This is a genomic window from Plantibacter sp. AC185 (assembly GCF_979258065.1).
In genome coordinates this window covers 1,446,379-1,468,950 of sequence record NZ_OZ409831.1, presented here as the reverse complement: position 1 = coordinate 1,468,950, position 22,572 = coordinate 1,446,379, and the positions used below count along the sequence as shown (strand labels likewise).

Annotated in this window: 21 protein-coding genes; 13 read left to right on the top strand and 8 right to left on the bottom strand. The window is 69.6% G+C overall.

Annotated elements, in window-relative coordinates; translation table 11 throughout:
- Window positions 1-88: 88 nt before the first annotated feature.
- The gene (locus ACZZZB_RS06910; RefSeq protein ID WP_463529259.1) at window positions 89-889 is read right to left on the bottom strand and encodes an isocitrate lyase/PEP mutase family protein; all 801 of its coding nucleotides are present in this window, start codon (window positions 887-889) and stop codon (window positions 89-91) included.
- Between the two features lie 205 nt (window positions 890-1,094).
- Between ACZZZB_RS06910 and ACZZZB_RS06905 the strand changes: the two genes are divergently transcribed.
- From ACZZZB_RS06905 to ACZZZB_RS06880, 6 genes are all read left to right on the top strand, one after another.
- Window positions 1,095-2,204, top strand: a complete 1,110-nt coding sequence (locus ACZZZB_RS06905) for a LacI family DNA-binding transcriptional regulator (protein WP_079001239.1) — start codon at window positions 1,095-1,097, stop codon at window positions 2,202-2,204.
- Window positions 2,205-2,390: 186 nt separating this feature from the next.
- Entirely contained in the window at window positions 2,391-4,067 is a 1,677-nt protein-coding gene (locus ACZZZB_RS06900; RefSeq protein ID WP_191940389.1) for an ABC transporter substrate-binding protein, read from the top strand.
- 8 nt (window positions 4,068-4,075) lie between these two features.
- Window positions 4,076-5,047: an ABC transporter permease gene (locus ACZZZB_RS06895; protein WP_085512196.1), complete on the top strand. Its 972-nt coding sequence runs from the start codon at window positions 4,076-4,078 to the stop codon at window positions 5,045-5,047.
- Window positions 5,044-5,964 (top strand): ABC transporter permease, encoded by a 921-nt coding sequence (locus tag ACZZZB_RS06890; protein ID WP_124768560.1) that lies wholly within the window; start codon window positions 5,044-5,046, stop codon window positions 5,962-5,964. Before ACZZZB_RS06895 ends, ACZZZB_RS06890 begins: the two co-directional genes overlap by 4 nt.
- Complete coding sequence (locus ACZZZB_RS06885; protein ID WP_079704934.1) at window positions 5,961-7,730, top strand: ABC transporter ATP-binding protein; 1,770 nt, start codon at window positions 5,961-5,963, stop codon at window positions 7,728-7,730. The genes ACZZZB_RS06890 and ACZZZB_RS06885 overlap by 4 nt, the downstream gene beginning before the upstream one ends.
- Window positions 7,731-7,874: 144 nt before the next feature.
- Window positions 7,875-9,053: a glycoside hydrolase family 1 protein gene (locus ACZZZB_RS06880; protein ID WP_064297142.1), complete on the top strand. Its 1,179-nt coding sequence runs from the start codon at window positions 7,875-7,877 to the stop codon at window positions 9,051-9,053.
- 395 nt (window positions 9,054-9,448) lie between these two features.
- Here ACZZZB_RS06880 and ACZZZB_RS06875 read toward each other — a convergent pair whose 3' ends face one another.
- The gene (locus ACZZZB_RS06875) at window positions 9,449-10,210 is read right to left on the bottom strand and encodes a hypothetical protein (protein WP_463529258.1); all 762 of its coding nucleotides are present in this window, start codon (window positions 10,208-10,210) and stop codon (window positions 9,449-9,451) included.
- 53 nt (window positions 10,211-10,263) lie between these two features.
- Between ACZZZB_RS06875 and ACZZZB_RS06870 the strand changes: the two genes are divergently transcribed.
- Window positions 10,264-10,917, top strand: coding sequence for a MarR family winged helix-turn-helix transcriptional regulator (locus ACZZZB_RS06870; RefSeq protein ID WP_463529257.1), 654 nt, complete (start codon window positions 10,264-10,266; stop codon window positions 10,915-10,917).
- A gap of 251 nt (window positions 10,918-11,168) precedes the next feature.
- On the opposite strand, the gene ACZZZB_RS06865 is transcribed toward ACZZZB_RS06870, so the two are convergent.
- Window positions 11,169-11,939: an SDR family NAD(P)-dependent oxidoreductase gene (locus tag ACZZZB_RS06865; protein ID WP_463529256.1), complete on the bottom strand. Its 771-nt coding sequence runs from the start codon at window positions 11,937-11,939 to the stop codon at window positions 11,169-11,171.
- Window positions 11,936-12,838, bottom strand: coding sequence for a fumarylacetoacetate hydrolase family protein (locus ACZZZB_RS06860; protein WP_463529255.1), 903 nt, complete (start codon window positions 12,836-12,838; stop codon window positions 11,936-11,938). The genes ACZZZB_RS06865 and ACZZZB_RS06860 overlap by 4 nt, the downstream gene beginning before the upstream one ends.
- A gap of 180 nt (window positions 12,839-13,018) precedes the next feature.
- Here ACZZZB_RS06860 and ACZZZB_RS06855 point away from each other — a divergent pair, with 180 nt between their 5' ends.
- From ACZZZB_RS06855 to ACZZZB_RS06840, 4 genes are read left to right on the top strand one after another with little or no spacing between them, the layout of a single operon-like run.
- A complete protein-coding gene (locus ACZZZB_RS06855) occupies window positions 13,019-14,308 on the top strand; it encodes an L-fuconate dehydratase (protein WP_430892143.1) in 1,290 nt (429 codons plus the stop codon).
- Window positions 14,301-15,254: an aldo/keto reductase gene (locus tag ACZZZB_RS06850; RefSeq protein ID WP_463529254.1), complete on the top strand. Its 954-nt coding sequence runs from the start codon at window positions 14,301-14,303 to the stop codon at window positions 15,252-15,254. Before ACZZZB_RS06855 ends, ACZZZB_RS06850 begins: the two co-directional genes overlap by 8 nt.
- A complete protein-coding gene (locus tag ACZZZB_RS06845; RefSeq protein ID WP_463529253.1) occupies window positions 15,254-16,117 on the top strand; it encodes an amidohydrolase family protein in 864 nt (287 codons plus the stop codon). The genes ACZZZB_RS06850 and ACZZZB_RS06845 overlap by 1 nt, the downstream gene beginning before the upstream one ends.
- A gap of 43 nt (window positions 16,118-16,160) precedes the next feature.
- On the top strand, window positions 16,161-16,577 hold the full coding sequence (locus ACZZZB_RS06840; RefSeq protein WP_085511960.1) for an RbsD/FucU family protein: 417 nt from the start codon (window positions 16,161-16,163) through the stop codon (window positions 16,575-16,577).
- Between the two features lie 22 nt (window positions 16,578-16,599).
- On the opposite strand, the gene ACZZZB_RS06835 is transcribed toward ACZZZB_RS06840, so the two are convergent.
- The 4 genes from ACZZZB_RS06835 to ACZZZB_RS06820 all read right to left on the bottom strand — a co-directional run bounded on the left by ACZZZB_RS06835 (window position 16,600) and on the right by ACZZZB_RS06820 (window position 20,251).
- A complete protein-coding gene (locus ACZZZB_RS06835; RefSeq protein WP_463529252.1) occupies window positions 16,600-17,010 on the bottom strand; it encodes a hypothetical protein in 411 nt (136 codons plus the stop codon).
- On the bottom strand, window positions 17,007-18,104 hold the full coding sequence (locus tag ACZZZB_RS06830; RefSeq protein WP_463529251.1) for a serine hydrolase domain-containing protein: 1,098 nt from the start codon (window positions 18,102-18,104) through the stop codon (window positions 17,007-17,009). Before ACZZZB_RS06830 ends, ACZZZB_RS06835 begins: the two co-directional genes overlap by 4 nt.
- A gap of 25 nt (window positions 18,105-18,129) precedes the next feature.
- Window positions 18,130-18,711 (bottom strand): ArsR family transcriptional regulator, encoded by a 582-nt coding sequence (locus tag ACZZZB_RS06825; protein ID WP_463529250.1) that lies wholly within the window; start codon window positions 18,709-18,711, stop codon window positions 18,130-18,132.
- 73 nt (window positions 18,712-18,784) lie between these two features.
- Window positions 18,785-20,251, bottom strand: coding sequence for an MFS transporter (locus ACZZZB_RS06820; RefSeq protein ID WP_463529249.1), 1,467 nt, complete (start codon window positions 20,249-20,251; stop codon window positions 18,785-18,787).
- Between the two features lie 178 nt (window positions 20,252-20,429).
- On the opposite strand from ACZZZB_RS06820, the gene ACZZZB_RS06815 reads away from it, so the two are divergent.
- Window positions 20,430-21,176, top strand: a complete 747-nt coding sequence (locus tag ACZZZB_RS06815) for an ABC transporter ATP-binding protein (protein WP_191940400.1) — start codon at window positions 20,430-20,432, stop codon at window positions 21,174-21,176.
- Window positions 21,177-21,178: 2 nt separating this feature from the next.
- Window positions 21,179-22,552: an FtsX-like permease family protein gene (locus ACZZZB_RS06810; protein ID WP_161578558.1), complete on the top strand. Its 1,374-nt coding sequence runs from the start codon at window positions 21,179-21,181 to the stop codon at window positions 22,550-22,552.
- Window positions 22,553-22,572: the final 20 nt, after the last annotated feature.

Below are 22,572 nucleotides of genomic sequence, written 5' to 3'. Positions count from 1 at the left end.
GACCCTGTCTCAGGAGTCCCCGGGCGCGCCGCCGAGGTCGCTCGGCGCCACGCCCGGATCCTCCTGAGAACGGGTCGTCAGTCGAGGATCAGAGCTCGAAGGAGAAGCCGAGGTCCGCGGGGTACTCGCCGAGCTCGGTGAGGCCGGTCGCCGCGCGCTGGAGGGCGGCGAGGGTCAGGCCGAGCGTGCCGGGGCCGAAGCTGACGCGTGAGACGCCGAGTTCGGCGAGGCGCTTGAGCGGGACCGCGCCGGGGTAGCCGATGACGGAGATGCGTCCGTGCACCTGCTCGATCGCCTTGGCGACGAGCTCCTCCGTGCCGAGTCCGAGGAAGAAGACGACGTCCGCACCGGCCTCGAGGTAGGCGTTGGCGCGGGCGACGGCCTCGTCCCACGCCTCGGGGTCACCGGCGAGCGTGTCGACCCGGGCGTTGATGACGAGCGGGATGCCCGCATCCTCTGCTCCGGCGCGAGCGGCGGCGACGCGGGCCGCGGCCTCCTCGATCGGGAACTGCGGGGCCTTCGCGGCACCGACGGAGTCCTCGAGGTTGATGCCGACGGCACCCGACTCGACGATGAGGCGGCGGACGTTCTCGCGAACTCCGGCCGCGTCGGAGGCGTAGCCCTTCTCGAAGTCGATCGTCACCGGCAGGTCGACGGCGCCCACGATGATCTTCGCGGCGGCGATCGCCTCATCGACGTCGAGGCCGCCGCCGTCTTCGAGCCCGCGGACGTTCGACACCGAGTGGCTCGCCGAGGCGAGGGCGACGACGCCGGGGGCTTCGGAGACGACCTTCGCGGTGATGGCGTCCCAGACGTTGGTGACGATGAGCGGGGAACCCGGCTCGTGGAGGGAGTTGAGGAGGACGGCTTTGGCATGCTGATCAGTCATGTCCGCAGTCTGTCAGCGGACGTCGGCCGCCCAGCCGACAAGCGTCGAGAATTCAGGGAACGTTCGGGTTGGCTGCGGTTCCCGGCTCGTGTGGGCCGCTCCCGTGACGCAAGACGAGGGCGGTCCGCGCGTCAGCCCACGCCGCCGGTGGACCGGGCGGGCAGGATGCCGTGCGTATCATTGGTGGCCGAAGGAAGGCGTTCCCATGACCAAACCGCCGACGGTCTACGACGTCGCGCACCACGCCGGCGTCTCCATCGCGACGGTCTCACGAGTGCTCAGCCGCCCCGACGACGTGAAACCGGCCACGCGAGACCGCGTGCTCGCCTCGGTCGGTGAGCTCGGGTACGTCCCGAGTGGTGCCGCCCGAGGACTCGCCGCGCGCCGTACCGGCGTCATCGGTCTGTTCTTCCAGGGGCTCGACGCGATGGACGACCTCGGGGACATCGCCCTCGAGGGTGACGAGGCGGCGGCCGGGGGAGCGCGCATCGTCCGCGACATCCCGGAGCGGACCGACACGCGGACGCTCAACCTCTACTTCGACGAGGTGCTGCGCGGCTGCGAGCTGGAGTCCTGGCGGAGCGGGTTCGCGCTGCTCGTCGGCGTCGGACGCGGATCCACGGCGACGCAGACCGTGCGCGACATGGCGGGTCGGGTGGACGGCCTCATGGTGCTGGCCGGGAGCGCGAGCGAGGAGGAGCTCGCGCGCCTGTCGCGGCACGTCCCGATCGTCGTGATGGCGGGGCCCCGGCGCGGCGACGACCTCGACCACGTCTCCGTGAGCAACGCCGAGGGGATGCGCACGCTCACGGCGCACCTCATCGACGACCTCGGTGCCCGAGAGCTCGAGTACGTGGCCGGAAGCCTCGGCTCGCCAGATGACGCGGAGCGCTGGAGCGGGTTCCGCGCGGCCCTCGCCGACCGGTCGCTCGAGGCCCCGGAGGAGCCGACCCTCCGCGGCGACTTCACCCGCGAGGGCGGGCGACGGGTCGGTCGGGAGCTGTTCCGACGCGACGGGCTGCCGCGGGCCGTCGTGTGCGCCAACGACCAGATGGCGCTCGGCGTGATCGACGCCGCCAGGATCGCGGGGGTCGCGGTCCCGGACGAGCTCATCGTCACCGGATTCGACGGCATCGACGCCGGCCGCTTGTCGGCTCCGCGGCTCACGACGGTCCGGCAGCCGATGGAGACGCTCGGCCGGGTCTCCGTGCAGGCACTCGCCCGTCGCCTCGCCGAACCGAAGCTGCCCGCGATGTCCGTCCGCCTCCCCGTCGAGGTCGTCCTCCGCGAGAGCTCCGAGTCGATCACGTCCTGATCATCGCCTCCCTCGCATTCACCATTCAGGAAGCCCGCGGCGTGCCGCGGCGCGTCCGTCCGCCACGAGGTCGCCGCGCCGAGGCTCTCCTGAATCGCGAACAGGATCGGATGTCCGACACGGGTTGCGCCGGGCAATGTATGCGCTTACACTCGACCGGTACAGACTTCAGCAAGGACGGTGGCGATGACGCACACGACGCACGAGCGGACCAAGGTCCGCAGGCGCAGACGACTCGGAGCAGCGGCGATGATCGCCGCGGCGGCCCTGCTCGTCTCCGGCTGCAGCATCCAGATCAAGAGCGAGCCGGATCCCTCGATCCCCGCCGACACGATGCTGCTGGCCTCCGACAAGGGCACCCCGATGCTCGAGCGGAACTTCAACCCCTACCTCGTGAACAAGCGCTCAGCCTCGAGCTACATCTACGAGCCGCTCGTGATCATCAACGTGCTCGACGGCAAGGAGACGCCGTGGCTCGCCGAGAAGGTCGACCTCCCGGACGCCCGCACGATCGACTACACGATCCGCGACGGCGCCACCTGGTCCGACGGTGAAGCCTTCACCCCTGAGGACGTCAAGTTCACCTTCGACCTCATCAAGCAGTACCCGACGCTCGACCAGAAGGGCGCCTGGCAGCACATCGACACGATCGAGGTGAAGGGCCAGCACGTCATCATGCACCTGCTCGACGACGACGCCCCCGCGGCCGACATCGTCTCGCAGACGCTCATCGTCCCGGAGCACATCTGGAAGGACGTCAAGAGCCCCGACACCTGGCGGAACCCGAACCCGGTCGGCACCGGCCCCTATGTCCTCGGCAACTACACCTCGCAGCAGTACACGATGGACAAGAACGAGACGTACTGGCAGGCCGACAAGATCGAGGTCAACCACCTCGTGATCCCCGCGGCCACCGGTGAACTCGACATCGTGACCAAGGGCTTCGACTGGGCGTACTCGTTCCTGTCGAACGTCGAAGGCACCTGGGGTGCGGCAAACGACCACAACAAGTTCTGGTTCCCGCCGGGAGGCGTGATCGGGCTCGTGCCCAACATGGACGTCGCCCCGTTCGACAACGTCGACGTCCGTCGCGGCATCGCCCTGGCGCTCGACCGCGACAAGATCGCCGACGCAGCGACCGAGGGCTACCTCGGTGCCGCCGGCCAGTCGAGCCTTATGCTCCCCAACCAGGAGGCAGAACTCGACCCGACCCTGCCGAACCAGGGCATGATCACGCAGGACACCGCCGGCGCCCTCGAGGCCTTCGCGGCCGCTGGGTACACCCAGCAGGGCGGCAAGCTCGTCGACGCGGCGGGCAAGCAGTTCAGCTTCTCGATCACGACCGCCAACGGCTACGCGGACTGGCTCCGCGCGGTCCAGGAGGTCCGCAAGGAGCTCGGCGCCCTCGGCATCGACGTGCAGATCAAGCAGCCGCAGCCGCCGGGGTACCAGCAGGCGATCCAGAGCGGCGCCTTCGAGGTCGCCATGGGTGGCATGGGCAACGGCATCATGTTCCAGGGCTTCAACAACAGCTTCAACAGCGAGTTCGCGAAGCCGATCGGCGAGACGACGTCCAGCAACTTCGGTCGTTACCGCAACCCGCAGATGGACCAGCTGCTCGCCCAGTACAAGGAGACCACCGACGAGGCCACTCGCCTGGGGCTGAGTCACCAGATGCAGCAGATCGTCTACAGCGACTTCCCGGTCATCGGCATGTACTACGGCGGACTCTGGGGCCTCTACAACGACAAGAAGTTCACCGGCTGGCCCGATGCGGACAACCCCTACGCACCGCTGCAGACCTACGACCAGACCCCGCTCCTCGTGTTCACGCACCTCAAGCTCCGGAAGGACGGTGAGTGACCGTGTACATGGTGCGCAAACTCGGCCTCTTCGTCCTCACCCTGTGGGCGGCGGTCACGCTGAACTTCCTCCTGCCGCGGCTCATGCCCGGTTCCCCGACCGACGCCGCGATCGCGAAGCTCGCGCAGAACGGCCCGGTCTCCGCGGCCACGCGTGCGGCGATCGAGGCCCAACTCGGTGTCCCCGGCGGCAACCTCTGGGAGCAGTACGTCACGTACCTCCACCAGGTCGTCACGCTCGACTTCGGGGTCTCGTACACCTTCTTCCCGCAGTCGGTCGGTGAGCTCATCTGGCAGGCGTTCCCGTACACGATCATCCTGCTCGGGATCGTGACGATCGTCGCCTTCATCCTCGGCACCCTCATCGGCGTGCTCGCGGCCTGGCGGCGGAACACCTGGCTCGACGCCCTGCCGACGCTGAGTGGCACCTTCGCCAGTACGTTCCCGTACTTCTGGACCGCACTGCTCCTGCTGTTCTTCGCCGGCTACGTGCTCCACTGGTTCCCGACCTCGGGTGCCTTCGGCCCGACGGCTTCTCCTGCCTTCACCTGGGACTTCATCGTCGACGTCGCGTACCACGCGGTGCTGCCGGCGCTGACGATCCTCGTGACGAGCCTCGGTGGCTGGATCATCGGCATGCGCAACGCGATGATCAACACCCTCGGTGACGACTACGTGACCTTCGCCGAGGCGAACGGTCTCCGTGGTCGCACGGTCGCCATCAAGTACGCGGCCCGCAACGCGATCCTCCCGAACCTCACCGGCTTCGGGCTCGCGCTCGGCGGTGTGGTCGGCGGCTCGATCCTCGTGGAGCAGGTCTTCGGATACCCGGGCATCGGCTTCCTCCTGTTCAACGCGGTGATCGGACAGGACTACCCGCTCATGCAGGCGCTCTTCCTGCTCATCACCGTGAGCGTGCTCATCGCCAACTTCCTCGTCGACATCCTGTACGGCGTACTCGACCCAAGGACCCGCCGATGACCACCACACAGCACGTCAAGACACTGCAGTCCGACGCACCCGTCCGTCCGCCGCGGAGGTTCGCCTTCATCGGTCGATCGGCGGCGACGCTCTGGGCCAACTGGAAGTCCCGCCTCGGGCTCATCATCCTCGCGTTCTTCATCCTCGTCGCGATCTTCGCCCCGGTGCTCGCACCGTACGGCGCGAGCCAGGACGGGTTCCCCCGGAACGCCGACTCGAGTCCCGAGCACTGGTTCGGGACGACGGCGGCGGGCGAGGACGTCCTCAGCCAGCTCATCTACGGTTCGCAGATCAGCGTCACGGTCGGATTCATCGCGGGCATCCTGTCGACGATCGTCGCGGTCCTGATCGGCCTCAGCTGGGGCTACATCAAGGGCTTCGGCGCCGAGGTCGTCAACTTCATCGTCAACCTGTTCCTCGTGGTGCCCGGCCTGCCGCTCATGATCGTCATCGCCGCGTACCTCCAGAACGGTGGGCTCGTGATGATCGTCGCGGTCATCGTGATCACCGGGTGGGCGTGGGGTGCCCGCGTGCTCCGCAGCCAGACGCAGTCGCTGCGTTCGCGTGACTTCGTGACCGCGGCCCGCTTCTCCGGCGACCGACCGTTCCGCATCGTGTTCAACGAGATCCTGCCGAACATGACGTCCCTCATCGCCGGTGGCTTCTTCGGTGCCGCGACGAGTGCGATCCTCGCGGAGGCCGGCCTCGAGTTCCTGGGCCTCGGCGACTCGTCGATCGTCAGCTGGGGCACCATCCTCTACTGGGCGCAGAACTCCAACGCCCTGCTCACCGGTCAGTGGATCCTCCTCTTCGCCCCCGGTCTCTGCATCGCGCTCCTCGCGATGAGCCTCACCCTCATCAACTTCGGTGTCGACGCGATCAGCAACCCGCGCCTCCGTGAAGGGAAGTCACGATGAACGCCGTCAACCTCCAGGCCGAGAGCGCATCCGCGCCGGCAGCCGGGACCGGAGCGCTCCTCGAGGTCCGCGACCTGTCCGTCGTCTACGAGTCCGTCGGCGCCGCGCCGGTCCAGGCGGTCGACCACGTGTCGTTCTCCGTCGGTGCCGGTGAGTTCATCGGGCTCGTCGGCGAGTCCGGCTCCGGGAAGTCGACGCTCGGCTTCGCGGCCACCCGCTTGCAGAAGCCGCCTGCCCGCATCAACGGCGGGCAGATCCTCTTCGGTGGCAAGGACATCCGCGAGCTCGGCGACGAGGCGCTCCGTGAGCAGCGTCAGGGCGGCTTCGCCATGGTGCTGCAGTCGGGCATGAACGCGCTCAACCCGGTCCGCACGATCCGCAACCACTTCGTGGACATCTTCAAGGCGCACGGCCACGTCTCCCGCGACCGCTGGGACGCTCGGATGGCCGAGCTGGTCGACAAGGTCGGGCTGACGCCGCAGGTGCTCGCGCGCTTCCCCGGCGAGCTGTCCGGCGGCATGCGTCAGCGCGTGTCCATCGCACTGGCCCTGTCGCTCGAGCCCCGCCTCATGGTGTTCGACGAGCCGACCACCGCGCTCGACGTCCTCGTGCAGCACGCGATCATGGACACGATCACCGAGCTGCAGCAGGCCGAGGGGTTCACCGCCATCCTCATCAGCCACGACCTCGGCGTCGTGCTCGAGGCGACGCAGCGCGTGCTCGTCATGCACGAGGGTCGAATCGTCGAGGACGCCCCGAGTCGCGACATCCTCGAGCGTCCGCAGGACCCGTACACGCGGATGCTGCTCAGTCACTACGCCGACCCGCGCGCCGCGGTCGTCGAGCTGCCCGGCTTCCCCTCGCGTGCGAACCGGGGCACTGCTCCGGTGTCCGGCACCACGACGAGCGTCCCGACCGCGACGAGCGCGAGCTCCGAGTCGGGCAAGGCCTCGTCGCGCGCCGGTCGTTCGGCCGAGTCGGCGGTCATCGTCGACGCCGTCTCGAAGGTCTACCCGCCGCCGCGCCGCGGTGAGTCAGCGGTGACGGCCGTCGACGACGTGTCGTTCACGCTCGAACCCGGTCAGTCGCTCGCGCTCGTGGGGGCCTCGGGCTCCGGCAAGTCGACCATCGCGAAGCTCATCACGGGCATCGAGAAGCCGACCTCCGGTGCGGTCCGCTTCGGTGACCTCGACGTCGCCCAGCTGAACCGCAAGGGCATCCGGAACCTGCACAAGAACGTGCAGATGATCTTCCAGGACCCGTATGCGGCGCTCAACCCGCTGCACACGGTCGAGTACACGCTCACCCGTCCGGTGGTGAACTTCACCGGGCTGAAGGGCGACGCCGTCCGCAGGCGCGTGCTCGAACTCCTCGAGACGGTGGGCCTCTCGCCCGTCGAGCAGTTCGCGGCGAAGCTGCCGCACCAGCTCTCCGGTGGACAGCGGCAGCGCGTCGTGATCGCCCGCGCACTCGCGAGTGACCCGCAGGTGCTCATCGCCGACGAGCCCGTGTCGATGCTCGACGTGTCGCTGCGTGCCGGTGTGCTCGCGCTGCTCGAGGACCTGCGCGAGCAGTGGGGCGTCTCGATGCTCTACATCACGCACGACCTGCTGTCGGCGCGACTCGTGACCGACAACATCATGGTCCTCAACCAGGGTCGCGTCGTCGAACGTGGCGAGACCGCGCACGTCCTGCAGCACCCGCAGGATCCGTACACGATCCAGCTGCTCGACGCCGTCCCCAACCCGGCCCGCGCCAAGCGCTGACGCCCGTCCCGTCCCTGCGTTCACCTCTCCCGGTCCCTGCGCCCACCCCTCCCGGTCCCTGAGCTTGTCGAAGGGCCTGGTCTTCCTCCCGGTCCCTGAGCTTGTCGAAGGGCCACACCTCTACATGAAACAGGAGCAACACCCGTGCTGACCTTCCCCGACGGCTTCCTCTGGGGCGCCGCCACCGCTGCCCACCAGATCGAGGGCAACAACATCAACAGCAACTGGTGGGTGCACGAGCACGAAGCCGGGACGAACATCGTCGAGCCCTCGGGTGACGCGATGGACAGCTACCACCGCTACCGCGAGGACATGCAGCTGCTCGCCGACGCCGGGCTGAACACCTACCGGTTCAGCATCGAGTGGGCCCGGATCGAGCCCGAGCGCGGCATCGTCTCGCGTGCCGAGGTCGACCACTACCGTCGCATGGTCGACACCGCGCACGAGCTGGGACTCAACCCGGTCGTCACGCTCATGCACTTCACGGTGCCGCGCTGGTTCGAGCGCGACGGGTTCTGGCGGGCGAAGGACGCCGCCGACCTCTTCGCGCGGTACACCGAGCTGACCCTGCCGATCGTCGGCGAGGGCGTCGAACACGTCTGCACCATCAACGAGCCGAACATCGCCGCGATGCTCGCCGGTGGTGAGGACGCGGCGAACCTCGTCGCGTACGGCCTGCCGAACCCGGACCTCTTCGTGGCCGACGCACTCCTCGAGTCCCACAAGCGTTCGCGCGAGGTGCTCTCGCAGGTGTCCGGCCTGAAGTCCGGCTGGACCATCGCGACGCAGGCGTTCCGGTCGAACGGTGAGCCGGGCTCCGACGAGATGCTGCGCGAGTACGGCTACCCGCGTGACGACTGGTACCTCGAGCAGTCCGCCGGCGACGACTTCCTCGGCGTCCAGGCGTACACGCGCACGTTCATCGGGCCGAAGGGACCGCTGCCCGTCGAGGACGGCGTCGAGACGACGCTCACCGGTTGGGAGTTCTACCCTCCGGCCGCCGCCGAAGGTGTGCGGAGCGCCTGGGAGCTGTCGGGCGGGGTGCCGATCATGATCACCGAGAACGGCATCGCGACCTCAGACGACACGCGTCGGATCGACTACACGGACGGCGCCCTGCGCGAGCTGCACGCCTGCATCCAGGACGGGATCCAGCTCGAGGGCTACCTCCACTGGAGCGCGCTCGACAACTACGAGTGGGCGAGCGGCTTCCGACCGACCTTCGGCCTCATCGCCGTCGATCGCGAGACCTTCGTGCGCACGCCGAAGCCGAGCCTCGCGTGGCTCGGGAACGTCGCGAAGGCGAACGGCCTCACGGAGTAGCGGAAGTGGTGCCGTCCCTAACTCAGGAGTTGTCCGGTGTGTCGTGCTGGTGTGGGTGGCGACACGCGACGGAGTCCTGAGACAGGGGCGCCGGGGTCGCGTGTGGTGTGGTCCGTTCGTCCCCAACTCAGGAGATGTCCGGTGTGTCGGGTTGGTGTGGATGGCGACACGCGACGGAGTCCTGAGATAGGGGCGCCGGGGTCGCGTGTGGTCCGTTCGTCCCCAACTCAGGAGATGTCGGGTGTGTCGGGCTTCGCGGGAGGGCGACACGCCACGGAGTCCTGAGAACGGGACGGTGGGTCGAACGGAGAGAGCCCCGGGCAGCGGTTGCTGCCCGGGGCTCTGTGCATGGTGTTCGGCTGGGGTCCGCATGGGCGGAAGACGCCGGCGGCCGGTCAGCGCTCGCTGCGAGGGCCGCGACCGAAGCGACCACGCGGGCCGTGCTCGTGCGCCGTGTGCTCGTCCCGGCCGAAGGCTCGGGCGATGCTCTCGAGGCTGGCGAGCGTCGTCGCGAGGTCCTCGGGCGAGACGGCGTCGGCGACGGTCTGGCGGACCGCGTCGACCTTGGTGCGGAGCGCGTCGTGCGCCTCGCGACCGGTGTCCGTCAGGGTGATGCCGTCGGCGTCGACGATGACCCAGCCGCGGGCGGCGAAGTCCATGACGATGTCCGCGGTCGAGCGACGAGGGCCGCGGTGGTGGCCGTGGCCAGGGCCGAACGGTGCGCCGCCGGGTCGGTGATCACGACCGAAGCCGCGACCGATCTCGCGGCCGCGCCCGAAGGCCCGATCGTGAGCGGGGTGGCCGTGCTCGTGGCCGCTCGGACGCTCGGCGGATGCGGTGTCCGCCGTCGTCTCGGCGGTGCGCTCCGGGCGACCGAAGCCGCGACCGGGGCCGAACCCGCCGCGGCGGCCGAACCGTTCGGGGCTGCGCGGTCCGTGGCGGTGTGGCGGGAGCGAGGCGTCGATCTCCTCGACGCTCGACGCGCCGGAGGCGATGAGCTCGAGCGTGCGCCAGCTGCGGCGGCCGAGGCCGTCCTCGGCGAGCACCTCGTGCATCGAGTGCTTGAGCGCGTGATCGACGGTGCGGAGCCAGAAGCCGAGCGGGCGCTCGGCGGACTGGGTGGTGGACTGCTCTGGGGAAGTCGTGGGGGTGTTCATGGGTGGTCTCCTTATTTGCATGCTCTGTTACATGTACATGTATAATGACATGCATGTCCGACGATCGTCAAGCACAGCCCAGCGAACCCACAGCAACCGACCCGGTGGAGATGATCGAGCAGGCCCTCGTCCAGATCCGACGGGACCAGTCAGGCCGTCGGTTCGGCGGACGCGGTGGGCGCGGTGGGCCCGGTCATCACCACCACGATGAGCACGGCGGTCATCGGCACGACGCCGACGGCGGCGCTGAGGATGAACGCGGGCGCGGGCGCGGTCCCGGCTTCGGACCCGGCTTCGGTGGGCCCTGGGCTCCCGGCGGTGGCGCCCGTCACCCGCGTGAGCAGGCGATCGCCCAGGCTGCTCGGTTCCGGATGCTGGACGCGCTTGCTCGTGATGAGGCGGCCGGTGGCATGGGGATCAGTGCGCTCGCGGAGTCGATCGGTGTCGACCAGCCCCGCGCGAGCAGGCTCGTGGCCGAAGCGACGAAGCGCGGCGAGGTCGCTCGCGCAGTCGACCCGAACGACGGTCGACGCAGCGTGGTGCAGCTGAGCGCCGCCGGCCGCGCGGTCCTGCAGGAGGCGCACCGGGGTCGACGCGACGCGGTCACGACCGCGCTCTCTGGATTCGCGCCCGCGGAGGCGGCGCAGTTCGCCGCGTACCTCGAGCGCTTCGTCGCCGCGTGGCCGCGCCCCGACACCGACCGGTAGCTCGCCCGCCTGATCCTCGGGCCAGGGTTCGCAATTCAGGAGCGTCCCGGTGAGTCGAGCCGGATCATCCCCTCGGTGGCGGGACGCGCCGGCGTGCGCCTGAGTTCTGCACGATCGGACCCGTCCGATCCATGCCGTTCGCACTTCAGGAGGAGTCAGGCGTGTCGGCCTGGGGATGGCCGTCTCGCGGGAGAACCGCCGGGGCGCTCCTGCGTTGTGAACGGTGAGGCGGCATCGGGACTCGGCCCTCGCTACTCGGGGCGGAGGCGGAGCTCCTGCATCCCGCCGTCGACGGCGATCGAGGTGCCGGTCGTCGAGCCTGATCGCGGGCTCGCCAGGTAGGCGACGGCACCGGCGACCTCGGTCGCGGCGACGAGTCGGCCATGCGGCTGGCGTGCCTCAAGTGCGGCGCGTTCTGCGGCCGGGTCTGGCGCGCTGTCGAGCAGCCGGCCAACCCAGGGGGTGTCGGCCGTGCCCGGGTTGACGCAGTTCACCCGGATGCCCTCGCGCAGGTGGTCGGCCGCCATCGCTCGCGTCAAGGACAGCACGGCTCCCTTCGTCGCCGTGTAGAGCGCGCGCTGGGGGAGTCCCGCCGTCGCGGCGATCGACGCGGTGTTCACGATCGTGGCCGACGGCGACTCGCGCAGGTGTGGGAGGGCCGCGCGCGTCACGCGAGCCATGCCGACCACGTTGATGTCGAAGACGCGGTGCCACTCGTCGTCGTCGTTGGACTCGATGGTGCCCTGCGCGCCGATACCGGCGTTGTTCACGACGATGTCGAGGCGGCCGAACCGTGCGACGACGGCGTCGACCGCCGCGCGGACCGACGCGTCGTCGGCGACGTTCGCCCGCACCGACAGGCGGGTGGCGGAGTCCTCGTCGGGCGACGGGTTCAGGTCGAGGATCGCGACGCTCGCGCCAGCTGCGGCGAGACGTTCGACGATGGCGGCACCGATCCCCGAAGCGCCGCCGGTGACGATCGCGACGAGTCCGTCGAACTCGCCGGTGTCTGCGGCGCTCATGCGCGGGCTCCGAGTGCCTCGGCCGGCTTGGCGGACGGCGCGATTCCAGGGACCGGGTCGACGAACCGCTGTCGCTGGCGGCCGAGGCCCTCGATCTCGACCTCGCAGACGTCGCCCGGTGCGAGGTAGGGGAAGCGGCCGGAGAGCGCGACGCCCTCGGGTGTGCCGGTCAGGACGAGGTCGCCGGGTTCGAGCTGCAGGTACTGGCTCAGGTGCCAGATGACCGTGGCGACGTCGAAGATGAGGTCCGCCGTGCTCGAGTCCTGACGCGGTTCGCCGTTGACCCAGCTGCGGAGTCGCAGAGCGCCGGCGTCGACCTCGTCCGGCGTCACGAGCCACGGGCCGGTCGGGTTGAAGCCCGGAGCGCACTTGCCCTTGGACCACTGCCCGCCACTCGCCGCCATCTGGAAGTCGCGCTCCGACACGTCGTTCGCGGTGACGAAGCCGGCGATGCGGCCGAGGGCGTCCTCAGGGCTGTCGAGGTAGGAGGTGCGCTCGCCGATGACGACGCCCAGCTCGACCTCCCAATCGGTCTTCGTGCTGCCGCGCGGGATGCGGACGTCGTCGTTCGGGCCGACGACCGTGTTGGGCGTCTTCAAGAACATGATGGGGATCTCGGGAGGGGCGGACCCGGACTCCGCTGCATGCGCCGCGTAGTTCATCCCGATGCAGACGACCGCACTCGGCCGGGCGATCGGAGCGCCGATGCGGAGCTCGTCGGCGCCGTCGAGGACGGGGAGCGCACCCGACTCGAGGGCGGCGCGAACCTGATCGACGCCGCCGCCGGCGAGGAAGGCTCCGTCGATGTCGGGGGTGATCGATCGGAGGTCGTAGGCGGTGTCGCCCGCGAACACGACGGGGGTCTCCCCGTCCACGGGGCCGAGTCTGGCGAAGCGCATGCTGGTCCTTCCGGTTCCGCCGGTGCCCGCGTGCGGACCCGGCTCCGTAGCCGATAACGTCTGAACTCTACCGCCGGACCCCGGCGTTGCAACAGGTGATTTGGTCCACGCTGAGCGCATTGACAGCCCAGACATCGGATGTCTAAGCTCGGTGGCACCAGCCCGAAGGAGCATGCCGACGTGAGTACCATCATCGGATTCGAGACGCACGACGTCCGGTTCCCGACCTCGACCACCCTCGACGGCTCGGACGCCATGAACCCCGACCCCGACTACTCCGCCGCCTACCTGCGGCTCGTGACGGACGCGGACGACGGCCACGAGGGCCACGGCTTCGTCTTCACGATCGGACGCGGCAACGACGTCGAGGTCGCAGCCATCCACGCCCTCCGGGACCACCTCCTCGGTCGCGAGGTCGAGCCCGTGCTCGACGCCCTCGGGTCCTTCTGGCGCGAACTCGTCTACGACTCCCAGCTCCGGTGGCTCGGCCCCGAGAAGGGCGTCATGCACATGGCGATCGGCGCCGTCGTCAACGCGCTCTGGGACCTCAAGGCCAAACGCGCCGGCCTGCCGCTCTGGCGGCTGCTCGCCATGATGACGCCGGAGGAGCTCGTCGAGCTCGTCGACTTCCGCTACCTGAGCGACGTCCTCACCCCGGACGACGCCCTCGCGATCCTCCGACGCGCCGAACCGGGACGGGAGGCCAGGACCGAGGCCCTGCTCGCCGCCGGGTACCCCGCCTACACGACCACGCCCGGGTGGCTCGGCTACTCCGACGAGAAGCTCGACCGCCTGTGTCGCGAAGCGGTCGCGGACGGATTCGCGCAGGTCAAACTCAAGGTCGGCGGGAATGTGGAGGACGACGTCCGTCGCCTCGCCATCGCCCGGAACGCCGTGGGACCCGACATCCGGATCGCCGTCGACGCCAATCAGCGGTGGGACGTCGCGGAGGCGATCGACTGGATGTCCCGACTCGCCCCCTACGACATCGCCTGGATCGAGGAGCCGACGAGCCCCGACGACATCCTCGGCCACGCGGCGATCGCGCGCGGCGTCGCCCCGATCCCGGTCGCGACCGGTGAGCACATGGCCAACCGCATCATGTTCAAGCAGTTCCTGCAGGCCGACGCCCTCCAGGTGCTCCAGATCGACTCCACGCGGGTCGCCGGCGTGAACGAGAACATCACGATCCTCCTCCTGGCCGCGAAGTTCGGTGTCCCGGTCTGCCCGCACGCCGGTGGCGTCGGGCTGTGCGAAGCGGTGCAGCACCTCTCGATGTTCGACTTCATCGCCGTGTCCGGGAGCGAGGATGGACGCATGATCGAATTCGTCGACCACCTGCACGAGCACTTCGTCGAGCCCGTCGAGATCGTCGCCGGCCGGTACCGCGCGCCGGTCGCCCCCGGCGGCGGTTCGGAGATGCTCGCGACGTCGATCGCCGAGTTCACCTTCCGGGGCGCCGGTGCCTGACCTCCTCGTCCCGCGGCTCGCGTACGGCGCCGCCAACCTCGGCAACCTCTACCGCGAGCTCAGCGATGAGGAGGCCTGGGCGATCCTCGATGCGGCCTGGGAACACGGCGTCCGCTTCTACGACACGGCTCCGCACTACGGCCTCGGTCTCTCCGAGCGTCGGCTCGGCGCCTTCCTGCAGACGAAGCCCCGCGACGAGTACGTCCTGTCCACCAAGGTCGGCCGCCTCCTCGTGCCGAACCCTGAGGGGGAGGGTGCGCTCGACACCGACAACGACTTCGTCGTCCCGGCGACCGTGCGACGCGAGTGGGACGCGAGCGAGGCCGGCGTGCGTCGCTCGCTCGACGAGTCCCTCGAACGACTCGGACTCGACCACGTCGACGTGCTCTACCTCCACGACCCGGAACGCAACGATCCGGAAGCCGGGATCTCCGAGGGGATCCCGGCGCTCGCCGCCCTCCGCGACGAAGGACTCGTCGGGGCGGTCGGGATCGGGTCGATGGACGTCGCCGCGCTGCTCGCCGCGGTGCGCACGGGCTTGACCGACCTCATCATGATCGCCGGTCGGTACACGCTCGCCGAGCAACCGGCGGCCGAGGAGGTGCTGCCAGCGTGCCTGGAACACGGCGTCGGTGTGGTCGCCGCCTCGGTGTTCAACTCCGGCCTGCTGGCCCGTGCCGTCCCCGACCGCGACGGACGCTACGAGTACGGTGCCGTCCCGCCGGAGGTGTTCGATCGCGCCGTCGACATCGCCGAGATCTGCCGTCGGTTCGAGGTCGAACTGCCGGCAGCCGCCCTCCAGTTCCCGCTCCGTCACCCCGCCGTGCGGACGGTCGCCGTCGGTGCCTCGCGGCCGGAGCAGATGATCCAGAACGTGGAGCGCTTCGAGGCGCCGATCCCCGAGACCTTCTGGACGGAGCTGCGCACCAGAGGGCTGCTCGGCTGATGCGGACGATCGACGCGCACCTCCATCTGTGGAATCGCGCCGACGGGTATCACTGGCTCGCTTCGGCCGACGAGTCGCTTCGCGAGGACTTCACGCCGGAGCGCGCGGCCGCGGAGCTGCGGGAGGCCGGCGTCGATGCGGCGATCCTCGTCCAGGCCGACGACACGGAGCTCGACACGATGTCCATGCTCAGCGCATCGGACGCTTTCAGCTGGGTGGCCGGCGTCGTCGGCTGGGTGCCGATCGACGACGCGAAGCGGGCTGAGGCCCTGCTCGACCGTTGGGGAGTGCATCCACGATTCCGCGGCGTTCGTCAGCTGCTGCACGACGATCCCCGGGACGGACTGCTCCTGGCTGCACCCGCCCGCCGGTTGGCGGCGCTCCTCGCGGACCGCGGGCTTCCGCTCGACCTCCCGAACGCCTTCCCACGGCTGCTCCGCGACGCCACCGGACTCGCGCGGCTGGAGGAGGGGCTGACGATCGTCGTCGACCACCTCGCGAAGCCCCCGCGCGACGATGAGGCCTTCGAACGATGGGCGACCGAGATGGCCGCGGCGGCGGCGTCACCGAACGTGGTCGCCAAGGTGTCGGGCCTCAATCGAGCCGGTCGGCCGTTCGTGGCGGCCGACGTGCGTCGGGCCTGGGACACCGCACTCGCCTGCTTCGGGCCCGAGCGGTTGATGCTCGGCGGCGACTGGCCGATGACCGTCACGAGCGGCGGGTACGGTGCGGTCTGGCACGAGCTGTTCGGTCTCGTCGACGAGTTGTCGCCGGCGGAACGCGATGCACTGCGTGGCGGGACGGCGACGCGCGTCTACCGGCTCGACCCCCGCGGGCCGGGCGGCGACGACGGACTGACATGATCGGGCAGACGGATGGACACGGAACCATGACGAGGAGGTCACCATGCTGACAGGGATCGACCCGGTGCTGAGCGGCGAACTGCTGCTGCACCTGGACGCGATGGGACATTCGGACGCGGTGGTGATCGCCGACGCGCACTTCCCCGCCGCCCGGCTCGGCGAACGCGTCGTCGTGCTGCCGACGCTGTCGACGCCGGAGGTCCTCCGAGCGGTGCGCACGGTGATCCCGCTCGACGACGAGCCCGTGCTCGACCTCATGACGAGCGCCGACGGTACGGTGCTCGACGTCCAGCGGGAACTCATCGCCGCCGCCGGCACGACCGAGGACGCCGTGCGCTTCGTCGACCGGTTCGCCTACTACGACGAGGCCGCCACGGCGTTCCTCATCATCCGCACGGGCGAGACCAGGAAGTACGGGAACGTCACCCTGCGGAAGGGGCTCGTGCTCCCGGGCGCCTGACCCGACCGCGGGCTGCGGTCGCTCACCAGCAGAGCGCGACGATCGCGGCACCGACGACGGCGTAGATCCCCGACAGGACCTGCCGACCGCGGGTGCGGGGTTCGACGGCTGTCTCGACCGTCGCCCCGTGCTCGTCGAGGGTCCGCTTCGGCTTGGGTGCGTGCCAGGGGAGTGTGTTCCAGCGGAGTGCTGCGCCTGCGAGTCCGAAGCCGACGATCGCGACGGCGAGGACCCACGCCCAGGACCAGACGCCGACCGGCGCGGCGAGGGCGCGGACGAGGGCGAGGATCACGATGCTGTCGACCGCGTCGACGACCAGTCGGTGGCGCTCGGTCGCCGCCCAGCGTCCCGTACTCCACGCGTGGACGACCTGGAGGGCGAGCACCCACGCGACGACGAGGGCGACGCCGGCGGGGATCAGGATCTCGATCATCGTGCTGCTCCGATCTGCTCGAGGAGGGCGACGCCGGCCGCATCGACCGACTCTTGGGTCGCTGAGACGAGGACCACCGTGGTGCCGGTCGCCGGCACGACGCCGACGAAGGACGCGAAGCCGCCCGTGGCGCCGTTGTGCCAGACGAGGTCTTCACCGCCGATCGCCTTCCGATCGGTGATCCAGGCCCAGCCGATCTCGCGATCGCCGAACGCCGCTTGTGGGTCGAGCGCCTCAATGCCCGGCGCGCTGCCGTCGGCCAGTCGCTCCGCGAAGCGCGCGAGATCCTCCGTGTCCGAGCGGATGCCGCCAGCGGGCCCGATCGCCGTGCCGGTCCATGCTGCGGCGGTCCGTCCGCCGGCGGTCTCGCCGAGGAGGTCGCGATCGCCGAGGTCGGCCGCATCGCTCACGGGGCTGGTCGAGTCGAGTCCCATCGGACCGGTGATCCGTTCCTCGAGGAGGTCGGCGTAGCTGGTGCCGGCGGCCGAGCCGAGGGCGGCACCGAGGAGTTCGAAGCCGAGGTTGGAGTAGGTACCCTTCGGGGTGTCGAGGGATGCGGACCGCGCCTGCTCGAGCAGCCGGTCGAGGTCCTCGCCGTAGGGGTTCGCCGTCGTGAGCGCGAACCACGTCGAGGAGAGGATCGTCCAGAGGTCGATCGGCAGCCGGGGCAGGCCGGAGGTGTGGGTGGCGAGCTGCTCGAGGGTCACGTCCGCCGCGGGCGCGTCGCCCAGCTCGAGGAGCTCACCGAGCCTGGTGTCCGGGGTGACCTCGCCGCGCTCGATCGAGTCGGCGAGCAACAGTCCGGTGAAGGCCTTGCTCACCGATCCGATCTCGAACCGGGTGTTCGGCTGGGCGCCGATCGTCGCGGTGCGGGTGCCGTCCGGGGTGACGACGATGGCCAGCAGGGCCTTGCGGTCGGGGCCGGCGAGCTCGCGGACGGTGGCCGCGAGTTCGGCGTCGCCGGTGGCTTCGGGGGGAAGCGTCGAGGGCCCTGGCCGGAAGGCGAGCCCGATCGCGAGGGCGACAGCGGTGCTGACGGCGGCGATGACCCAGACCCGTCTGGGTCGGGACGTGCTGCGTGGTGTGGCGGTCATGCGGGGTCCTTCCTGGGGTCGGTGGTCATTCCATGGCGGCGACGGCGACGAGCAGCGGGACGAGTCGCATGGGTGGGACCGCGACCCGACCGCGGCCGGCTGGTTGCAGCCAGCCGGCGGCCGTCAGGACGCGGACGTGGTGGTAGACCTGGCCGGTCGTCCCGATGCCGTCGAGTTCGCCGAGGTCCGCGAGTGCGGAGGTGCCGTTGGCGACGGCCAGGAGCAGCTGCAGCCGGACGGGGGAGCCGATGGCTGCGAGTCGCGATGCCGCCGTCGCGAGTGGACCGGAGCCTGCTGATTCCACGGCGTCGGGGTCGTCGCCGAGCGCGAGGAGGTCGTCGGTCGCCCTGGCGTACTGCCACTGCACGGGTCCGCCGCCGGCGACGACCGATCCGGTGAAGAGGACCGCCCCGTGCTCGAGCTCGGCCGTCCGCTGTTCGAGCCCGCGGAGCGCCCAGAAGGTGTCGTCGGCATCGCTCGCCGCCGCTGCGGACGGAACGTCATCCGGTCGCTCGGTGGTCGTGTCGTCGTCGGCCGGTCGGGCGAACACGGCGGCTTCGAGACGCGCGAGACGTGCCTCGTGATCCCCGGGGTCGATGGTCGTCATGACCCAAGTGTACAAATATCGTAATTACGAAATCAAGCTGATGGACCCACGGTCTGAGTGGTGGAGCCGTGCATCAGGCCCGCGAGCGGAGCCGCCCCTGCTTGGCGTGCACCGGGATCAGCAGTCCGAGGCCGATGAGCAGCACGAGCACGATCCCGAGAATCCCCCAGAACTGCGCCCCACCGAGCGTGACGAACAGAGCGAAGGCGGTCGGCGCGAGGAAGGACACGGCGCGGCCGGTCGTGGCGTAGAGGCCGAAGACCTCACCCTCGCGGCCCTCGGGGATGATGCGCGCCAGGAACGAGCGGCTCGCCGACTGGGCAGGGCCGACGAACAGGCACAGCATGAGGCCGAAGATCCAGAAGATCGTCGCGCCGCCCTCGTGGAGGAAGAACACGGCGCTCCCGGCGATGACGAGGCCGATGAGCGACGCGACGATGACGGGTTTCGGGCCCACTTTGTCGTCGAGCAGGCCGATCGTGATCGTCGCGATCCCGGCGACGACGTTGGCGGCGATCGCGAAGATGATCACCTCGCCGGGTGAGAAGCCGAAGGTCCCCGCGGCCAGGACGCCACCGAAGGTGAAGACACCGGCGAGCCCGTCGCGGAACACGGCGCTCGCGAGCAGGAAGTAGAGCGTCTGTCGGCTGTCGCGCCAGAGTTCCGCGATGCTCTTGGCGAGGACGCCGTAGGAGGCGAAGAACCCGACGTGCGGCCGGGCGACGGCCTGGGGTGCGTGGTACTCGGGCACCGCGAACAGCACGGGCAGGGCGAAGATCCCGAACCATGCCGCAGACACGAGCATCGCGACGCGGACGTCCATGCCGTCTTCGCCGGTGACGCCGAAGAGTCCGACCTCGGGGGAGATGAAGCCGAAGTACACGATGAGCAGCAGCACGATGCCGCCGATGTACCCCATGCCCCAGCCGAGACCGGAGACCTTGCCGATGGAGGTGGGCGTCGACACCTGGGCGAGCATCGCGTTGTAGTTGACGCCGGCGAACTCGAACACGATGTTGCCGACCGCGAGGAGGACGAGGCCCAGCCAGAGGAAGTTCGGATCGGGGGCGACGAAGAAGAGGAGCGCGGTGATCGCGACGACGACGTAGGTGTTGAAGCCGAGCCAGAACTTCCGCCGCCCGGCGGAGTCCGACCGCTGGCCGACGACCGGCGCGAGGATCGCGATCAGCAGCCCGGCGGCGGCGAGCGCCCACCCGAGGGACGCCGACACTGCGGCCTCCTCGCCGAAGGAGTCGCTCGTCAGATAGACGGTGAACACGAAGGTGGTGACGACGGCGTTGAACGACGCCGAGCCCCAGTCCCACAGGCTCCACGCGAAGATGCGACCCTTGCGACCCGCCTGCGCTTTCACAGCGGCGACCTGCGAGGTGTCGAGGTCGACGGTGGCTGCTGCGGCGTCGGGGGTGACGAGCGGTGGTGGCGGGAAGTTGCGGGGCCGGGATCCGAGACGCGGGGCTTCGTCGCCGTGCCCGCCTGTCCGGCCGGTGTCGTCGGTGCCACCTGGGGGAGTCGTGCTCATGCACTGAGGCTAGTGCCGCGTGGTGAACGGGCGGTAGCGCGGAGGCCCGGCGTTGCAGTCGACGACACCGAACTCTACATTTGATATTTCAAGGACATCGAGCGTAGCAGCCCCGATGCTCACGACCGACCTGAGGTGGTGGAGACACCGTGCCTGAACGACGAAAGACACTGCAACGATGAGCCTGGAAGCACGCGATCTCTCCTTCGGCTATTCGCCGCGTCGCCGCGACCCGGTCCACGTGTTGCGGGGGGTGAGTCTTTCTGTAGCCGCCGGTGAGTCGTTGGCGGTCGTCGGGCCCTCGGGATCCGGGAAGTCGACACTCCTGCACTGCCTATCTGGTCTCCGAGCTCCGACACGTGGAAGCGTCGTGGCGTTGGGGACGGAGCTGTCATCCCTGACCGAATGGGGTCGTTCCCGATTCCGGCGGCGGTCCGTCGGCTTCGTGTTCCAGGACTACAACCTGATCCCCTCCATCAACGTGCGGGACAACCTCGCGTTGCCAGCGCTCTTCGCCGGTCGCGCAGCCGGGCGTCAGGCGGTCGCAGATGTCGCCGCGGACATCGGAATGGCGTCGCGCCTCCGGCATCGCCCGGACGAGCTGTCAGGCGGTGAACGGCAGCGCGTCGCGATCGGCCGGGTGTTGCTGTCCCAGGCTGAATTGGTCTTCGCCGACGAACCCACCGGTGCACTCGACACGTCGTCAGGACGGGTCGTGCTCGACCTCCTGTTCGGATCGCTCGGTTCCGAACGCACGATGGTGATGGTGACTCATGACCTCGACGCTGCTGCGCGTGCGGATCGTGTGCTGGTCCTCTGTGACGGTTCCGTCCACGCCGAGCTGACGTCCGCCACCCCGGAAGCGCTCTTGTCCGCCATCGAAACGGCCCGCGCGGACAGTGTCCATACGTCCGTGGAAGCATGACGATGGCCGGTCTCGTTCTCCGCACACTCCAGCAGCAGTGGCGGGTGTGGATCTCCCTGCTCCTGTTCCTGGCACTCGCGAACGCGCTCCTTGTCAGCGTGGGAGTGCTCGTGGAGGTCGCCGATCGGCTGCCCGTCCGGGAACAGCGCATCGTCCGGAATCTGAGCACGCCGATGTACGGGATGGCCTCGCTCGCCGTCCTCGTCATCACCTCCAGCGCGGTCTCCTTGGCGGTGCAACTCCAGCGTCGACCGTTCGCGACTTGGAAGCTCGCGGGGATGTCGTCAGTGCGGATCGCCGGCGTCCTGGTATCGCAGCTGATCGTGCTCGGGACCGTGGGCGGAGCGCTCGGGCTGCCGCTGGCCCTATTGGTCGCGCCGCGGTTCACCGCCTGGGTCCTGCAGGCCAACGCGGTCACCGCGATCGTCGTTGCCCCGGCGAGCACGCTGGCGCTCCTGTCGACCTGGGCACTAATCATCGGCATCCTGTTGCTCGCCGGTCTGCGAGGCGTCGGCTCGATCCTCCGGGTACCGGCGGTCGACGCGGTCCTGAGCGCAGATGTCGTCCGCAGTCGCCCGACCGCGTTCAGGCTCGCGCTCAGCCTGGTCATCTCGGCGGCGGTCCTCGCAATGGCGGCCGGAATGGTCGGCTCGGCGAGCGGCGACGTGTCCAGTCGGCTCGGGCTCCTGGTCGGCCTCGCGATGCTCCTGTCGTTGCTGATCATCCCGCTGATCGCGCTGCACGTCTCGCGGGTCACTGCGCTGTTCCTCGCAGCGTGGACGTGGATCGTCCCACGTCGATGGTCGACCGCTTGGTACCTCGCGCGTCGCGGCTGCGCCTTCCGCTTGGACCGTGTAGGCGTCTCCCTCGTTCCGCTCTACGTCGCGGTCGCCCTCGCGAGTTCGATCTACACCGTGTTCGAGACCGCCGATTCCGCCAGGAGGGCGGCCGGGCTTGTGCCCGCCGGCGAGCACGGTATCAACCACTCCGGCGTCTGGACCATTCTCGGTCCGACGGTCGTCCTGGCGATCGCCGGCACCGCGACGGTCGTGGTGATGGCTGCTCGTGAGCGAACGCACGAGCGGGCGCTGCTGGCTGTGGGCGGCGTCAGTCACCGCTCGATCGTCGGGGCCGGCATCGTCGAAGCCTTCATGTATGCCGTGACCGCGACGTTTCTCGGGCTCCTGACGGCAGCGGCTGTCTCAGTGGTGGAGGCTGAGGCGTTCGGTCGCCTCGAAACGGGGGCGCGCCCCGTGCTCGCCGTCGTGCCAGGCCTCGCAGTCGGCGCTGCAGGTTTCTGTGTGCTGGCCGCCGCCCTCGCTTTGCCCGCGGCGCTGGAGCATCGTCGGTCGGCGGTGGACAGGCTCGCTCGCTGAAGGTTCGCTGGGATGCGGAA

Coding starts and splice junctions, on each gene's coding strand:
- ACZZZB_RS06835 (WP_463529252.1), bottom strand. CDS start 17,010: ATGATCGAGATCCTGATCCCCGCCGGCGTCGCCCTCGTCGTCGCGTGG.
- ACZZZB_RS06910 (WP_463529259.1), bottom strand. CDS start 889: ATGACTGATCAGCATGCCAAAGCCGTCCTCCTCAACTCCCTCCACGAG.
- ACZZZB_RS06895 (WP_085512196.1), top strand. CDS start 4,076: ATGGTGCGCAAACTCGGCCTCTTCGTCCTCACCCTGTGGGCGGCGGTC.
- ACZZZB_RS06860 (WP_463529255.1), bottom strand. CDS start 12,838: ATGCGCTTCGCCAGACTCGGCCCCGTGGACGGGGAGACCCCCGTCGTG.
- ACZZZB_RS06865 (WP_463529256.1), bottom strand. CDS start 11,939: ATGAGCGCCGCAGACACCGGCGAGTTCGACGGACTCGTCGCGATCGTC.
- ACZZZB_RS06830 (WP_463529251.1), bottom strand. CDS start 18,104: ATGACCGCCACACCACGCAGCACGTCCCGACCCAGACGGGTCTGGGTC.
- ACZZZB_RS06905 (WP_079001239.1), top strand. CDS start 1,095: ATGACCAAACCGCCGACGGTCTACGACGTCGCGCACCACGCCGGCGTC.
- ACZZZB_RS06825 (WP_463529250.1), bottom strand. CDS start 18,711: ATGACGACCATCGACCCCGGGGATCACGAGGCACGTCTCGCGCGTCTC.
- ACZZZB_RS06840 (WP_085511960.1), top strand. CDS start 16,161: ATGCTGACAGGGATCGACCCGGTGCTGAGCGGCGAACTGCTGCTGCAC.
- ACZZZB_RS06885 (WP_079704934.1), top strand. CDS start 5,961: ATGAACGCCGTCAACCTCCAGGCCGAGAGCGCATCCGCGCCGGCAGCC.
- ACZZZB_RS06820 (WP_463529249.1), bottom strand. CDS start 20,251: ATGAGCACGACTCCCCCAGGTGGCACCGACGACACCGGCCGGACAGGC.
- ACZZZB_RS06845 (WP_463529253.1), top strand. CDS start 15,254: ATGCGGACGATCGACGCGCACCTCCATCTGTGGAATCGCGCCGACGGG.
- ACZZZB_RS06900 (WP_191940389.1), top strand. CDS start 2,391: ATGACGCACACGACGCACGAGCGGACCAAGGTCCGCAGGCGCAGACGA.
- ACZZZB_RS06815 (WP_191940400.1), top strand. CDS start 20,430: ATGAGCCTGGAAGCACGCGATCTCTCCTTCGGCTATTCGCCGCGTCGC.
- ACZZZB_RS06890 (WP_124768560.1), top strand. CDS start 5,044: ATGACCACCACACAGCACGTCAAGACACTGCAGTCCGACGCACCCGTC.
- ACZZZB_RS06875 (WP_463529258.1), bottom strand. CDS start 10,210: ATGAACACCCCCACGACTTCCCCAGAGCAGTCCACCACCCAGTCCGCC.
- ACZZZB_RS06810 (WP_161578558.1), top strand. CDS start 21,179: ATGGCCGGTCTCGTTCTCCGCACACTCCAGCAGCAGTGGCGGGTGTGG.
- ACZZZB_RS06870 (WP_463529257.1), top strand. CDS start 10,264: ATGTCCGACGATCGTCAAGCACAGCCCAGCGAACCCACAGCAACCGAC.